This is a genomic window from Marnyiella aurantia (assembly GCF_014041915.1).
GTDB lineage: Bacteria > Bacteroidota > Bacteroidia > Flavobacteriales > Weeksellaceae > Marnyiella > Marnyiella aurantia.
Window position 1 is genome coordinate 2,250,011 of record NZ_CP059472.1, and the last position, 14,891, is coordinate 2,264,901.

Genomic DNA, 14,891 nt, shown 5'->3' on the forward strand with positions numbered 1-14,891 from the left:
TGAAACGGATTGTTTGTCATTTACAGGTTGGAGGTTAATTCACTCCTTTCTCACGCATTACCTTGTTCAATCTCTTTAGGATAGATAATCCCAGAAGGGTAGCCAGAAGTAATAAGCCGAAATTTACGATGAAGAAATTTGCCTTGTTTTCATAATCGTACCAAAAGCTGGCCAGTACTCCTGACAGCTTGTTGCCGATTGATGTTGAAAGGAAGAATCCTCCCATCATAAGTGCGGTAATCCTGGGCGGCGAAAGCTTGGAAACCAGAGAAAGGCCCATTGGCGACAGGCAAAGTTCACCAATTGTGATTACTCCATAGGCAGCTATCAGCCAGAGCGCAGATACCTTAAATGCACCATTTTCGCCTGCATAAACCGCTCCTACCATTACGAGACAAGAGAGCGCTGAAATAAAGAGACCCAGCACAATTTTTGCCGGAGTTGTAGGTTCTTTGCCCCGTCGCCGCAGAAACATAAAGAATCCTACCACTACTGGCGTAAGTACAATTACCCAGAATGGATTGACGGACTGGAATAATTCTGTATTATAAAGGTAGACACTCTGTTCCGGATTAGCCTCCATAACGGCTTTCTTTTCCGGTAGTTCATTACGGAAATAGATATCCTTGCCTACTTCTTTTAATGGGTTTCCATCCTCGTCCTTCTGAGCAACATACTGATCATTATAAACGCTTACTTCTTTGCTTTTATAATCTTGAGCTTCTACAAGATAAATTGCTTCCAGCGGTTTTTCAGCTGCGGCGGGAACGCTGCGGTCTGTATAATAGTTTGCCCAGCGTGTAAGTGCAGTACCATTCTGCTTAAATACCGCCCAGAACATCAGACTGACAGCAAAAATAGCCAGTAACGCGCCAATCGGTCGTTTGTCTTCTGCATTCGCTTTTACATAGAGCATCACATAAAAATATACAACGGGCAGACAGGCAAAGATAAAGGCGTCTGTAGAGTCACTTCCAAAAACATTTCCTGGAATTACCCATCCGATCACTCCTGCAATAATAGCCGGAAGGAAAACCTTTACCAAAACATCTGATATTTTTGTATCGCCCTCCTGAACAGGTTTCATAATATTGGCTTTTAAAATATACTTTCGGCCAATTGAAAATATAATCAGCCCCAGGAACATACCTACACCGGCAGTAATAAATGCCTCGCCCCAGCCGAATTTATTACGCATGAAAGCAGCAATGATATTACATGCAAATGCACCGATATTAATTCCCATATAGAAAATATTATATCCGGCATCTTTGTTTTGTTTATAGGGTTCCTCCTCGTAAAGGTTTCCCAGAAGGGTAGAAATACTCGGTTTGAAAAAGCCGTTTCCAAGGATAATAAGTCCCATGGAAGTGTAGAACATTGGAATATCGGTGAATACACCCAGACCAATATAGCCCAGGCCCATTAGTGCGCCACCAATATAAATGGCATTGATATAGCCTAAAAGCCGGTCGGCAAGGAAACCACCTAAAAACGGGGTCAGATACGTCAGTGCAATGAATGTCCCGAAGATGTCGTCCGCATTCTTGTCATTAAAAGCCAGACCACCCGTGTCCACCGGGTCAATCATATACAGAACAAAGATTCCAAGAATCAGATAGTATCCGAACCGTTCCCACATTTCAGTGAAGAAGAGGTAAGGAAGCCCCTTAGGGTGTTTGTTGTTGCTTGTCGCCATATTTAATTTTTAGTTATTTATAAATTCTCCAGAATGAAATCGGTCATTTTCTGGTAAAGCTGGGGCCTTGTGCTGCCACCAAATATCCCGTGGTTTTTGTCGGGGTAGGCCATAAATTCAAACTGTTTTTTGTTCTGAATCAATGCCTCAGAAAGTTCCAGCGAGTTCTGAAAATGAACATTATCATCTGCTGTACCGTGAATCAAAAGAAATTTTCCTTTCATCAGTTTTGCAAATTCAGTAGGACTGTTTTCATCATAACCCTTAGGATTTTCCTGTGGTGTCCTTAAAAATCTTTCGGTGTATACGGTATCGTAATAGCGCCAGTTCGTAACAGGTGCTACCGCAATACCAACCTTAAACACGTCTGCTCCTTTAGTTAAAGCGAGACTGGCCATATAGCCGCCGAAACTCCACCCGAAGATGCCGATTCGGTCTGCGTCAATGTAAGATTGCTTACCAAACCATTTAGCAGCGGTTATCTGGTCTTCTGTTTCGTATTTGCCCAGATTCAGGTAGGTGGTTTTTTTGTATTTGGTGCCTTTATATCCCGTTCCTCGGCCGTCCACACAGGCTACGATATATCCCTGCTGCACAAGATGATTAAACCAAAGTCCGTTTCCGCCGTCCCATGAATTACTCACGCTTTGGGAGCCCGGTCCTGAATACTGGAACATAAAGAGCGGATATTTCTTATTTGGGTCAAAGTTTTTAGGCTTCATCACCCACGCGTTCATCTGGTCGCCGGCTTCATTCGGAATCGTGAAGAATTCACGCGTCACCATATTATCGGCCTTTAGTTTCTGCAGCAGTTGGTCATTATTCTGAAGTTCCTTAACCTTCTTACCGTTACCGTCTTTCAGCACATAGGTGAAAGGGCGGGCAGCAGTTGATGAAGTTTCGATGAAATACTGATAATTTCCGCTGAAGTTTGCGCGGTTATTTCCTTCGGGATTAGAGATAATGACAGATTTGCCGTTCTGGATATTTATTCTGGACACAACTTTGTTAATGCTTCCTTTTTCAGTGGTTTGTACCAAGACTTCCTTGGTCTTGGGATTATAACCGTAGTAATCAGTTACTTCCCAGTTTCCCTTCGTAACCTGCCTTTTCAGTTTTCCGTCCGCCGAATACCAGTACAGATGGCGGTAACCATCGCGTTCTGAACCCCAAATAAAAGAGTTATCTTCCAGGAATTCAAGGGTCACATTATCTGTATCTACCCATTTTTCGTCTGTCTCAGTGAAAAGTCTGGTTACCTTTCCGGTTTTTGTGTTCACTTTAAGTACATCGGAAGCGTTTTGGGTGCGTTCCGAACTTATGAGAAAAATTTCATCAGCTTTGGCTGTACGGAAAACATTGGGCAGGTAATAATTTTTGAATCCCGACAGATCCAGCGCAATTACTTTCCCGTTATCCAGTCTGTAGAGCTGTGCCGAAACGGTGGAGTTGGTTTCACCGGCTTTCGGGTATTTAAACCTCATTTCAGAAGGATACAGCTGCTTGTTGTAAATCGGAATATACATCTCCGGAACCGCGCTTTCATCTGATTTGATAAAAACAATGGCATCCGAGTTTTTGGTCCATTCGTACTGCCTGGCATGACCAAATTCCTCCTCGTATACCCAGTCGGCCAGACCGTTCAGGATGGCATTTTTCTGCCCGTCTGATGTTATTTTTGTGATTTTCTGTGAATTAAGATCCTGATAATAAAGGTTATTGTCGGCAATAAAAGCCACCTTGCTGCCGTCCGGGGAGAAAGTGGGTTCCTGAATGAAATTCCCGTTATTAAGGCTGATCACTATTCCTGATTTAAGGTCTTTTACGTCAAATTTACCAAGGAAGGAGTGCCTGTAAATTGGCTCACTCTCTTTTAACAGTAATATCTTACTTTCATCATCACTGAAAATATAAGATTCGAAACTGCCGTCAACAATGTTTCCTACTTTTTCACTGGTTTTATAGGAGTATTTTGCAATACCCGATGGTTCGATGACCACATAATTCTCACCATTTTTAAGCGAGGCTATTCCGGCAATTCCATTACTGCGGTAATACCCGGAATAGATTTTATCCAGAGTGATTTCCTGTCCGGAAACTGTTAGTGTACCGAACAGACAGAGTGATATAAAAAGTTTTCTCATGAATTTTGATAAGATTTCAAAGATAACAAAATTCTCAAATTACGTATTTAACTGAAGAGTTTTCAATGATTAACTTTAATTTAATTGTAAATTTACTTTAGTAATCTAACAGTTAATGTATTATGGATACTTACAATCAAAAAAAACTCATTAAATACCGGCTGGCTGGTCTCGAGATCACAGTTGGTTTTCCCAGGTACAGGGATGCGGAAAGTTATGCAGCTTTGCAAGGCGGAGAAGTTGTAGAAGTGGGTTTCCTGGACGGCAATGATAATCCCGAGATTACAAATGAAGCAGGTCTTTTAGAAAAAAAACTTCACTATTATGCTGATGCAGGCCCCGAATATAGATTTATACACTCTTCCGATCCCGGTTTCAGACACTATGCTGACGATTTACAGCGACTGAAGTCATCATCTGACCGAATGAGTCTGGAGGAGAAGTATATTACCAATGCAGAGCTTGAAATATCTGAGGATCCCATTATCGTCCTTCGCGATAACCGGTTTGAATCTGTGACGTCGCGCGAACGTTCCAAATATCTGAAACATACCAAAGTGTATGAAATAGGAGTGGCGCGAAAGCTATAATTACCTTTTGGACCGCTTCAGCCTTCGGAGCCTGCGTCCTCTCTTGATTTGGATGGACTGCTTACGTACGGGGTTCAGAAACCAGTTGAAGGTACGCGAGAAACGACCGTCGTTGGGGTAAACACGTTGTGAAGTCATATTGTTTACCAGCAAAGCAACTAACAGCAGTATAATTACTCCTGCCATAACTGGATATACTACATACAGGTAACCCATTGATTTTATTTGCTCTGAACCGCTGACGGCGATAAGCGCAGTAGCTCCGCCTGGTGGATGCAGGGTTTTTGTGAACTGCATGCCCAGAATTGACAGCGAAACTGCCAGCGGTGCGGTAATCCAGATAAGGTCAGGCACCAGCTGTGCGACTGTAACTCCAACAACTGCGCTCACAACATGACCGCCGATCAGATTGCGCGGCTGCGCCAGCGGACTTTGGATCACTCCATAAATAAGCACACTGCTGGCCCCGAATGAGCCTATCAGAAAAATATTGTCCTGATCTTCCAGGATAAAACTCTGAATTATGGCAATGATACCAATTCCCAGAAAAGAACCCAAAAACGACCACAACTTCTCCTTATAGTCTATCAGGGTCTCCTTGTAAACAACGTATTTGCTGATGCGGTATGAACGTTTAAGTTGCTTTCTCACGACATGGTATCTTCCTGGTGCTCACGCTGATAAACAGTCAATGCTTCCGTGGAACCATTAAGGTTATAAATCAAGGTGCCGGCTCGTAGATCATTTTATAATATTGGTGGGCCATTCGGTCACTGTTGAATGCATCTTTCACATCTTCCATAGCCTGCCACTGGATCTCCTGCCATTTTTCCGGGTGTTCGTAGTAAGTGGGAATGATTTGGTTTTCCAGAAGTTCGTACAGTTTGTCCATATCATATCTGTCCTGTTCGTATACGCTCATCGCAGCATAATCTGCCTTGGGAACTACAAAACAATTTTCGCCATGTTTTGCGAATTCGGGAATCCAGCCGTCATCTGTGGAAAGGTTGACGGATCCGTTCATAGCAGCAGTCATGCCGCTGGTCCCGGAAGCTTCCCGCGGAACACGTGGATTATTAAGCCAAAGATCAGAACCCTGTTTCATCAGTTTGCTTAGAGCCAGTTCGTAGCCTGTAAGGACCGCCATGTTTTTGAAATACTTACTTTCTTCCACCAGTGTATTGAACATCGAAATAGCAGAATAATCCATCGGGTAGGGCTTGCCTGCCCAGATAATCTGAACCGGATAATCCGCATTGTTAAGCAGTTTTTCAAATCTTTCCCGGTCATGAAGCAGCAGGTCGGCACGTTTATATCCGGCAAATCTGCGTGCCCAGACTATGGTGAAGACTTTAGGGTCAAACAATTTTCCGCACTGGTCTGCAACGGTCTTGAAGAGTCTTTTCTTCAGATGTCTTTTTCGCAGGTCAAAAAGCCCATGATCATCATTTTTCCTGGCATCATACAGAGGTTTGTCGCACCAGTATTTAAATTCCTGAGCGTTGGTAATGGACGTAATTTCGCAGACACCCTCATATTTCCCCCACATAGCCCTGGAAACGTGACCATGAAGCTCGGACACGCCATTGGCAATCCTTGCGATACGCAGGGCGCATAAGGAATGATTAAAAAGTTCAGGATCTGTTCCGCCCTCAAGCTTTTTTACTTCCTCCTTAGACAGATTGGAAAAGTAGGACATGTCATAACACATCTGGAAGTTGTGCTTCTCATTTCCAGCTTCTTCCGGTGTGTGGGTGGTGAAGACCAGTTTTTCCCTGACCTTTTGAAGGTCACCGTTATATTTCTCAAGTAAATGAAATGCTGCGGGTAGGCCGTGAGCTTCATTAAGGTGGTATACCTCTCTTTCAAGATTCAGTTCCTCCAGCAGTCTTGCACCACCTTTACCAAGTAAAATATACTGCGCGATTTTTGTGGATTCGTTGGCATCGTACAGACGGTGACAGATGGTTTTGGAAAGATGATCGTTTTCCGGTACGTCTGTGGACAGAAAGAACATGGGTGCCGTATTAAATATTTCAGGATCCAGGTAAAAAACTTTTACCCAAACCTTTGCTGAATGAATTTCAATCTGGAACTTCAGTTCTGTATCTGTAAGATAAGTATACATTTTTCTGGTCCAGGTAGGTTGAAGCGTCTGGTCGTGATTGCGTGCCTGATCATAATAGCCAAATTTCCAAAGAATTCCTATTCCTACAACGTCCTGTTTTAGGTTGTAAACACTACGCATATGCGAGCCCGCTAGAAATCCTAATCCTCCCGAATAGATTTTAAGCGCCTGGTCAATTGCAAATTCCATGGAGAAATAGGCAGTCTTTTTAGCGTATTCACTGTTAATAGGATACGGCATTACGTAGTTCTTAAAATCCATAAGTTGGTTTTTCATCATAGTCCTGCAAATATAAATAATTATTATGCCTATCAGGGTGGTATTATTGTATTACCAGCTCTCTATTAATTTTGGCAGCAGGCCGGTATAACCGTAACGCACAAGACCAATAAATGCCAGCATGAAAACAGCTGTAATTATATAAAACAGGGAGATGAAGTAAGTTAGGAACATGGACCAAAAGGAGCGAATAATGACGAACCGCTTGCGTACACAGTCGCAAAACTGAATTAACGAAATCGTGATTAGGAGCCACGAGATTAAATAGAACCAACCTATGCTTATACCGGCTAATTGATTAAACGGAATAAAAAAAGCATATACCGCTAAAGACTGCGCGGTAAGAAAAAGCAGGATTACAAGCCATTCCGCGTAATTATATCTGTATTTTCTGAAACCCAGATAAAAACCAAGTGCAGCAGCGGGCAGCATAAGCAATACTGTTATGGCAAAATGGCCTCCCAGCCAGTTAAATATCTCCCGGAAATACTCAATAAGGCCTTGAAAGTCAACATACTTGGATGCTGCTGTGTCAGTGATTTGGGTGGTGATTCTTTCACCTTCTTCCTGGTTCTCCGTCCGGGGTTTCAACATATACTGAATAAGCGAGCACAGAGATCCAAGAATCACCACCAGCAAAAGAGGTTTAAAATGCGGTTGCCTTTTTCCGTCCAGGTAGTCGCGGAGCATATGACCTGGTCGCGTAAACAGTTGTCGCAAGGTATATAGGATTCCGCCGTCTACATGAAATATTCCATGCTGAATTTCGTGAATGAGAAAATGAAAATCAATGCGGTGTGTAGCAGTCTTTTGGCCACAGTGGTGGCAGAATTTCTGATGCAGAAGCAGATGTTGCCCACAGTTCTTGCATCTTTTGTCAGGCTGGATCATCAGTTTGTTTTTATCAAATTTATAAAAAGAGATGCAAAGAGTTGTGAAAGCTTTACGAAATATCGTATTCTGATGACTAATTTAAACATTAGAATTTCCGAACACGTTTAACAGAACGAAAACGGTTACTTGCAAGTAGTTTTAATAAAACGGTCACAGACTTCTACTGTGAAGTCGTGGAATTTGTGATAATTATCAATGCTGATTTAAATCACTTAAAACTAGGTGTTTATGAATGTGTGCTGCGTAAATTTACTGCAATAAACTGTTGCTATGGAAAGTTCAGAGAAGTATGTGGATCTAGCAGAAACCCTTGGGCAACTGAAAATCCATGCGCCACAGAGTTTCGAGGAGTTCTGTACTATGTTTTTGGGTTTTAATTTTATTGATTTTGATAATCACTTTCGTTTGTCAGGCATTATCGTGAAACAGAAAGAATTCATGTCGGTTCCTGTATTCCGTGGTAAGTTCATCGCTGAACTGCTGCTATGGGGTCCTGATACCTGCACTCCCATATATGATCACCATAAATTTGATATGAGGATAAAGGTTCTTAAAGGGCTGTTAACTGAAGTACTGTATCGTGAGAACGAAAATTTCATCGAATATGACGGGGTCTTTACTTCACTGCCAGGTCATGTTTTTCCGCAAAAGGAATATGGAATACACTCAATGATAAACGGTTCAGGCGGAAGCTCGGTCAGCCTGCATCTGTATAATACCACAGATTTCGTCGTTAGTGATTTTAGATTGTTTGATACGGCACTAAGAAAGGTCTTTAAAATGTCCGGAAATTCAGATTCCTATACATGGTATCAGGCTGATTCTTTGACTGCTGAGGTTGTTAAGACAGAACTAGAGTAGATTGCAGATGTAAAAGATAAATTGCCGGAATGATTGTTCTGTTTTTGTGATATATAGGGGGCGCATATCGGGAATAATTAGTAAATTTGCACCCACAAAGTATGAGGTCCATGAATACCAAAACAGCAGCATATCATACCTTGGGCTGCAAGCTCAATTTTGCTGAAACTTCCACCATTGCCAGGCAGCTTACGGAGGCCGGCTATTCTAAGGTGGACTTTGACGATGCGGCACAGGTGTATGTGATCAATACCTGCTCCGTTACCGAAAACGCTGACCGCGAATGTAAACTTCATGTAAAACGTGCCATGAAGGCCAATCCGGAAGGACTTGTGGTCGTGGTGGGGTGTTATGCTCAGCTTAAACCTGAAGAAATTTCATGTATTGAAGGTGTAGACCTTGTATTGGGTGCCCGGGAAAAGTTCAACATCCTGAGTTATCTGGATGATCTGCAGAAATCCGGGCAGCATGCTACTGTACACTCCTGTGAGATTGAAGAGGCAGATTTTTTTACTGGAAGCTATTCTATTGGAGACCGTACCCGTGCTTTCCTTAAAGTGCAGGATGGCTGCGATTATAAATGTACCTACTGTACAATCCCGCTGGCCCGCGGAATATCCCGTTCTGATACCATTGAAAATGTAGTGCGTCATGCTGAAGATATCTCGCGCAGAGGAATTAAAGAGATTGTTCTTACCGGTGTTAATATCGGCGATTACGGTAAAGGGGAGTTCGGCAACAAAAAACATGAACATACCTTCCTGGATCTTATTTCCGAACTGGACCGCGTAAACGGAATCGAAAGGATACGAATCTCTTCTATTGAGCCAAACCTTCTGAAGGACGAAAGTATTGCACTTGTAGCTGCCAGCCGCAGTTTTGTTCCCCATTTTCATATCCCGCTGCAGTCGGGCAGTGATGAAGTTCTGAAGAAGATGAAGCGCCGCTACCTTACCGGTCTTTATGAAGACCGTATAAACAGCATACGTACTTTGATGCCTCATGCCGCGATAGGTGTTGATGTGATTGTTGGTTTCCCCGGGGAAACTGAAGCGCATTTTATGGAAACCTATCAGTTTATTAGCAGATTACCTGTGAGTTATCTCCATGTCTTTACGTACTCCGAAAGAGAGAATACCGAAGCTGCGGCCATGGAAGGCATAGTGCCGGTTGCAGAGCGTAAAAGGAGGAATAAAATGCTCAGAATACTTTCGGAGAAAAAGAAAATGGCCTTTTATGAAAACCAGCTTGGGAATTCATTTCCTGTGCTGTGGGAGCATGATGTAAAAGCTGGGATGATGTTCGGCTTTACCGAAAATTATATCCGTGTAAAAAAACCGTTTGACGAAAGTTCTGTGAACCAAATTGAGACTGTAAAACTGTTCAGAACCGAACAGGATGGAACAGTTACAGTCATTCCGACATTCGAAAATTTTCTGGTCAGCGTTTAAAATTAAATTATTTACTTTTATTCCGCTGGACTATACCAGCGGACTTTTGTTATATGCATAAATCAATAATAATTAATAATTAATCAGTTTACTAACCAATACCATTATATTTTTTACCATGAGAGATAAGTTTTTAGTCTGGGGCGCAATACTTGTAGTAGGAACACTGGTCGTGTCGCTGCTGATCCGTGCACATTACTGGATTCCCATCCTGCTGCTGTGTTTTTATTTACTGGGACTGTATAACATTACCCAATCTAAGCATGCCATCTTACGAAACTTCCCGGTTTTGGGATATTTCCGTTATTTCTTCGAAGGTATTTCACCGGAAATGCAGCAGTATTTTATCGAAAGGGAAACCGACGGCAAGCCTTTTCCCCGAAATGAGCGTTCCGCTGCCTACAGAAGGGCCAAGAATCTAGGCGATACGGTAGCCTTCGGTACACAGTTGGACATTAACCACAGGAAATATGAAGGTATTAAACATTCCATCTACGCAAAGTCGCCTAAAGAGGAACTTCCGCGTGTCCTGGTGGGCAATGAACAATGTGCAAAACCTTACAGTGCTTCACTTTTCAATATCTCTGCAATGAGTTTTGGCTCCCTTAGTGACCGTGCGCAGCTATCACTGAATAAAGGAGCAAAAAAGGGTAATTTTTACCACAATACCGGCGAGGGTGGAATATCAACTTATCACCTGGAAGGTGGCGATCTTTGCTGGCAAATCGGTACCGGATATTTTGGATGTCGCGACGAGCACGGCAAATTCTCACCGGAACTCTTCGCTCAGAAGGCCAGTATCGAAAATGTGAAGATGATTGAAATTAAACTTTCACAGGGCGCCAAACCAGGACATGGTGGTGTCTTGCCTGGAGTTAAAAATACACCTGAGATTGCAAAAATCAGACACGTCATGCCTGGTATGACTATTATTTCGCCACCAGGGCATTCTTCATTTTCAGATGCTGCAGGATTGTTAAGATTTGTACATCAGCTGCGGGAACTCTCGGGAGGAAAACCTGTGGGTTTCAAACTCTGTATCGGTGATACGAAGGAGTTTGAAGATATCTGTGTACAAATGAACGTTTTGAAAATATATCCCGATTTTATTACCGTTGACGGAGCCGAAGGTGGAACCGGTGCTGCACCGCCAGAGTTTTCGGATGGTGTAGGGATGCCTTTGGAACCTGCATTGATTTTCGTAAATTCAACACTTACCAATTACAACCTTAGAGACAAACTGAGAGTTATTGCCAGTGGTAAAGTGCTCACCAGCCTCGATATTCTGCGTGCGGTGGCTATGGGTGCCGATATCTGTAACAATGCCCGTGGATTTATGTTTGCACTTGGTTGCATTCAAGCCTTAAGATGTAATACCAATGCATGTCCTACCGGTGTGGCCACGCAGGATAAAATGCTGATTAAGGGTCTTGATGTTACAGATAAATCTGAACGTGTCTATCACTTCCATAAGAACACCTTAAGAACCTGTAATGAGCTTATTGCAGCTGCAGGGCGCGAGACTTACGAGGAAGTGGATGCCAGCATGTTTATGCGTGGAGATGAGTTTGAACATCTGTCCGATGTTTACTTCCCGGATATCCTGGGAAATGTGAAAAACAGACGTAACTAAAAGAAGAAGGAGGTTCAATTTGAACCTCCTTCTTTTTATCTTTATTAACCCGATGCTTATGGGCGGGGCGTTGTTTTATACACCTGAAAATTGAATATTACGCTTCTGTTTCGCATAGAATAACCTGCATGGCTGTAGTGAGGATCTCTCGCAAATGCCGCGCGGGACGGAACAATGATCACGCCCTGTAGGTTATAACCGCTGTCATCACTAAGGTCGAAAGCTCTGAAATTCTGCAGCGCTTCACGGAATCCTTCAATCTCATAAAAACTTCTCTGTTTGGCCACATCAGCCGTAGCTGCATCCAGCACGGATTGTTTTACATAGTAATAGGAAGGATCTACTTCAGGAACACCTGCGCCGTCTATCGAGCTTTTGAAGGCAAACGGTGCGATGAACGCTACATTGCCGTCTGTATTCGCAGCTACATATGAGTTAGCGCGTGACATCAGTCTTATGATATCTGTAGAACCGATTGCCGTTCCCGGATCCGGTTGTGCGCCCTGACGCACGATGTAGATGACACCGGAAGGAAGAGTTACAGGACTCATCTCACTCAGTTTGGTATAATTGTCGTCCGCAGGATCAGTTTCACTAAAGGCCCGGATACTGCCCAGCGCATCAAGATAGTGTGCGGTCAAAAATTTCTGAATGGCCTGATCGTCATAAGAGTTCTGAACCTGCACTGTTTCCGGTTCTGTGTAAGTATCCGTTGGATCGTCTTCTTCCTTCCTGCACGAAGTAAGGGCAAAAAGGGCGACAGTGCTATATAGCAGAATTTTTTTCATTTTAAATTATTGGTTAAATTGCTGAAAATTATTTGACACAAAAGTATAAAAAATTATGAGAATTGATAAGTTTTTGTGGAGTGTGCGGTTTTATAAGACCCGCAGCATTGCGGCAGACGAAATAAAGAAGAACAGGGTTTTCATTGGAGAAAACACTGTAAAATCTTCTAAAGAGGTGAAGGAGGGAGATGTAATCAAGATCCGTAAAAACCAGATCAACTATAAAATCAAGATTCTGCAGGTACCCAAAAGCCGTTTAGGTGCCAAGCTTGTTCCCCTGCATATCGTTGATCAGACAGACAAACAGGAATATGAACTGCTGAAACTGCGCCGTGACGAGCAGAATTACTACCGTTTGAAGGGAGAGGGTAGGCCTACAAAGAAAGACCGCCGGAGTATAGATGAGTTTACCGATGATGATAATGATGTGACTGAAGATACAGAATGGGGTGATTTCTTCAGCGGTCTGGAGGAGGAAGAAGAGGACTAGAAAACCAGCGAGGTAATTTCTTCAGCAATCTGGTCCGGAGACTTGCCCGCACAGTTTATAGTATACCGTGCCTGGCTGTAACAGGGATTGCGTTCGAACAAATGTTTAGCTATAAACTCCTGAAGTTCCTCATCGGGAACTTTCGCAATAAGCGGTCTTTTTATCTTGTGCCTGCGCAGTCTGTCTGTAAGAACCGGTACGGGCGTCATCAGGAAAAAAGTGAGTGACCGGTGATTCAGAGCTTCCATATTGTTGTAGTAGCATGGTGTACCACCCCCCAGGCTCAAAATGGCATTGTTTTTAGCCGCAAGCAATTCCTCCAGTACTTCTCTTTCCTGTTTGCGGAAGTAGATTTCACCTTTTTTTTCAAAGATATCACTGACGGGCATCCTGTTTTTTTTAGAAATCTCGCCATCGAGATCCACATACTCAAAATCCAGTTTTTCACTTAATAATTTGGATACGTGAGTTTTACCGCAACCCATGTATCCAAGCAGACTGATGATCATAGTTTTAATTTGTACAAAGTTGTAAATTTATTTTGAGAGTTTAAAAAAAATCATATCTTTGCACCACTTTTTAGAACAGGATATCTGGGATGAAAATGACCGACTTGGTAGCTCAGCTGGTAGAGCAATACACTTTTAATGTATGGGTCCTGGGTTCGAACCCCAGCCAAGTCACAAACAAGAATTCCTGCAGCAATGACGGATTTTTTGCCTGTGTGGTGAAATTGGTAGACACGCCATCTTGAGGGGGTGGTTTCCTATGGATGTGCTGGTTCGAGTCCAGTCGCAGGCACACAAGAAATGACGGTAAACCGTTTCAATCACAGACCGACCTGGTAGCTCAGCTGGTAGAGCAATACACTTTTAATGTATGGGTCCTGGGTTCGAGCCCCAGCCAGGTCACAGATTTGCTGCAAAGTAAATTTTTTTCATATTAATATTTTGTGATTTGGTGTTCAAAAGCCTTCCTTACGGGAGGCTTTTGATATTTCAGGATGTTTCTAATCCAGATGCAGGTTATCTATAAGACGTACGTTTCCTACAAATACCACCAGGAATGCCCGGTAGGACCGGTCTTTATAAAAGAAATCCGTTTCCTTCAGCGTCTCTTCATCGGCAATTATAAAATATTCCATAACCATTCCCGGCGTGCTGTTGAAGATTTCAGTGACGCGGTTGTTAATTTCCGGAACGCTGACCACGCGGAACCAGTCATTCACTTTCAGCAGGGTTTCGTACAGAACTGTAGCTGCCTCACGCTGTTCCGGTGTCAGTCTGGAGTTGCGGGAACTCCTGGCAAGTCCATTTTCCAGTCTCTGGGTTGGTATTCCCTTTACAGTAACCGGCAAATTTTTCTGCTTAACCAGGTTTTTCACTATTGCCAGCTGCTGATAATCCTTCTCGCCAAAATAAGCATTGTCCGGCTGCACCTGCCGCAACAGTTCTTCCACTACAGTGCCCACGCCGTCGAAATGTCCGGGACGGGAGGCTCCTTCCATCTGGTCTTCCAAACCGTCAAAAGAATAATGTTTACTTTTAATTCCCTCAGGGTAGATATCCACTGCTTCCGGCAGGTAAACTGCATGAACGACTCCTGAGTCCTGAAGTTTTTCAAGATCTGCTTCAATAGTGCGTGGGTACTTAGTAAGATCCTCAGGGTTATTAAACTGGGTGGGATTTACAAATATAGAGGATATTATCAGGTCATTTTCTGCTGAAGCTGATTCATAAAGCGCAATATGTCCTTCATGCAGCGCCCCCATTGTAGGCGCAAATCCTATCACTTTTCCCATCTCTCTGTTACGCTCTACAAAAGCTACAAGTGCTGCTTTATTCCTGAATATCTCCATAGTATTTTAGTGTGGAGGTAAATTTATAAAATAATTGGAAAATTTCGGAAGTCTGCCCTGCTAATTTGAATCTGCC

13 protein-coding genes and 3 tRNA genes are annotated in these 14,891 nt (G+C 43.0%); 8 read left to right on the plus strand and 8 right to left on the minus strand.

Annotated features, from left to right (window positions below):
• Window positions 1–34 precede the first annotated feature (34 nt).
• Together H1R16_RS10465 and H1R16_RS10470 are read right to left on the minus strand one after the other, a co-directional pair.
• The gene (locus tag H1R16_RS10465) at window positions 35–1,699 is read right to left on the minus strand and encodes a peptide MFS transporter (RefSeq protein ID WP_181886601.1); all 1,665 of its coding nucleotides are present in this window, start codon (window positions 1,697–1,699) and stop codon (window positions 35–37) included.
• Between the two features lie 17 nt (window positions 1,700–1,716).
• Window positions 1,717–3,843, minus strand: a complete 2,127-nt coding sequence (locus H1R16_RS10470; protein WP_181886600.1) for a S9 family peptidase — start codon at window positions 3,841–3,843, stop codon at window positions 1,717–1,719.
• A gap of 122 nt (window positions 3,844–3,965) precedes the next feature.
• Between H1R16_RS10470 and H1R16_RS10475 the strand changes: the two genes are divergently transcribed.
• Window positions 3,966–4,433: a hypothetical protein gene (locus tag H1R16_RS10475; protein WP_181886599.1), complete on the plus strand. Its 468-nt coding sequence runs from the start codon at window positions 3,966–3,968 to the stop codon at window positions 4,431–4,433.
• Here H1R16_RS10475 and H1R16_RS10480 read toward each other — a convergent pair whose 3' ends face one another.
• From H1R16_RS10480 to H1R16_RS10490, 3 genes are all read right to left on the minus strand, one after another.
• Entirely contained in the window at window positions 4,434–5,084 is a 651-nt protein-coding gene (locus H1R16_RS10480) for an HPP family protein (protein ID WP_181886598.1), read from the minus strand.
• A 70-nt stretch (window positions 5,085–5,154) separates the two neighbouring features.
• A complete protein-coding gene (gene glgP, locus H1R16_RS10485) occupies window positions 5,155–6,840 on the minus strand; it encodes an alpha-glucan family phosphorylase (protein ID WP_228451048.1) in 1,686 nt (561 codons plus the stop codon).
• A gap of 51 nt (window positions 6,841–6,891) precedes the next feature.
• Window positions 6,892–7,731: a DUF3667 domain-containing protein gene (locus H1R16_RS10490; protein WP_181886597.1), complete on the minus strand. Its 840-nt coding sequence runs from the start codon at window positions 7,729–7,731 to the stop codon at window positions 6,892–6,894.
• 273 nt (window positions 7,732–8,004) lie between these two features.
• Here H1R16_RS10490 and H1R16_RS10495 point away from each other — a divergent pair, with 273 nt between their 5' ends.
• The 3 genes from H1R16_RS10495 to H1R16_RS10505 all read left to right on the plus strand — a co-directional run bounded on the left by H1R16_RS10495 (window position 8,005) and on the right by H1R16_RS10505 (window position 11,679).
• Window positions 8,005–8,595, plus strand: a complete 591-nt coding sequence (locus H1R16_RS10495; RefSeq protein ID WP_181886596.1) for a cupin domain-containing protein — start codon at window positions 8,005–8,007, stop codon at window positions 8,593–8,595.
• A 101-nt stretch (window positions 8,596–8,696) separates the two neighbouring features.
• Window positions 8,697–10,046 (plus strand): tRNA (N(6)-L-threonylcarbamoyladenosine(37)-C(2))-methylthiotransferase MtaB, encoded by a 1,350-nt coding sequence (mtaB, locus tag H1R16_RS10500; RefSeq protein WP_396652414.1) that lies wholly within the window; start codon window positions 8,697–8,699, stop codon window positions 10,044–10,046.
• Between the two features lie 118 nt (window positions 10,047–10,164).
• Entirely contained in the window at window positions 10,165–11,679 is a 1,515-nt protein-coding gene (locus H1R16_RS10505; protein ID WP_181886594.1) for an FMN-binding glutamate synthase family protein, read from the plus strand.
• 56 nt (window positions 11,680–11,735) lie between these two features.
• Here the strand turns inward: H1R16_RS10505 and H1R16_RS10510 are convergent, their stop codons facing one another.
• Window positions 11,736–12,467: a hypothetical protein gene (locus H1R16_RS10510; protein WP_181886593.1), complete on the minus strand. Its 732-nt coding sequence runs from the start codon at window positions 12,465–12,467 to the stop codon at window positions 11,736–11,738.
• Between the two features lie 55 nt (window positions 12,468–12,522).
• Here H1R16_RS10510 and H1R16_RS10515 point away from each other — a divergent pair, with 55 nt between their 5' ends.
• Window positions 12,523–12,957 (plus strand): RNA-binding S4 domain-containing protein, encoded by a 435-nt coding sequence (locus tag H1R16_RS10515; protein WP_181886592.1) that lies wholly within the window; start codon window positions 12,523–12,525, stop codon window positions 12,955–12,957.
• Here H1R16_RS10515 and H1R16_RS10520 read toward each other — a convergent pair.
• The gene (locus tag H1R16_RS10520; RefSeq protein ID WP_181886591.1) at window positions 12,954–13,466 is read right to left on the minus strand and encodes a shikimate kinase; all 513 of its coding nucleotides are present in this window, start codon (window positions 13,464–13,466) and stop codon (window positions 12,954–12,956) included. The two genes, H1R16_RS10515 and H1R16_RS10520, sit on opposite strands and share 4 nt — an antisense overlap.
• A gap of 101 nt (window positions 13,467–13,567) precedes the next feature.
• Between H1R16_RS10520 and H1R16_RS10525 the strand changes: the two genes are divergently transcribed.
• The 3 genes from H1R16_RS10525 (at window position 13,568) to H1R16_RS10535 (ending at window position 13,868) form a co-directional block, all read left to right on the plus strand.
• Window positions 13,568–13,640: transfer RNA gene (locus H1R16_RS10525), tRNA-Lys, on the plus strand.
• A 35-nt stretch (window positions 13,641–13,675) separates the two neighbouring features.
• Window positions 13,676–13,758 (plus strand) — tRNA-Leu (locus H1R16_RS10530).
• Between the two features lie 37 nt (window positions 13,759–13,795).
• Window positions 13,796–13,868: transfer RNA gene (locus H1R16_RS10535), tRNA-Lys, on the plus strand.
• 98 nt (window positions 13,869–13,966) lie between these two features.
• Here the strand turns inward: H1R16_RS10535 and panC are convergent.
• The gene (gene panC / locus H1R16_RS10540) at window positions 13,967–14,815 is read right to left on the minus strand and encodes a pantoate--beta-alanine ligase (protein ID WP_181886590.1); all 849 of its coding nucleotides are present in this window, start codon (window positions 14,813–14,815) and stop codon (window positions 13,967–13,969) included.
• Window positions 14,816–14,891: the final 76 nt, after the last annotated feature.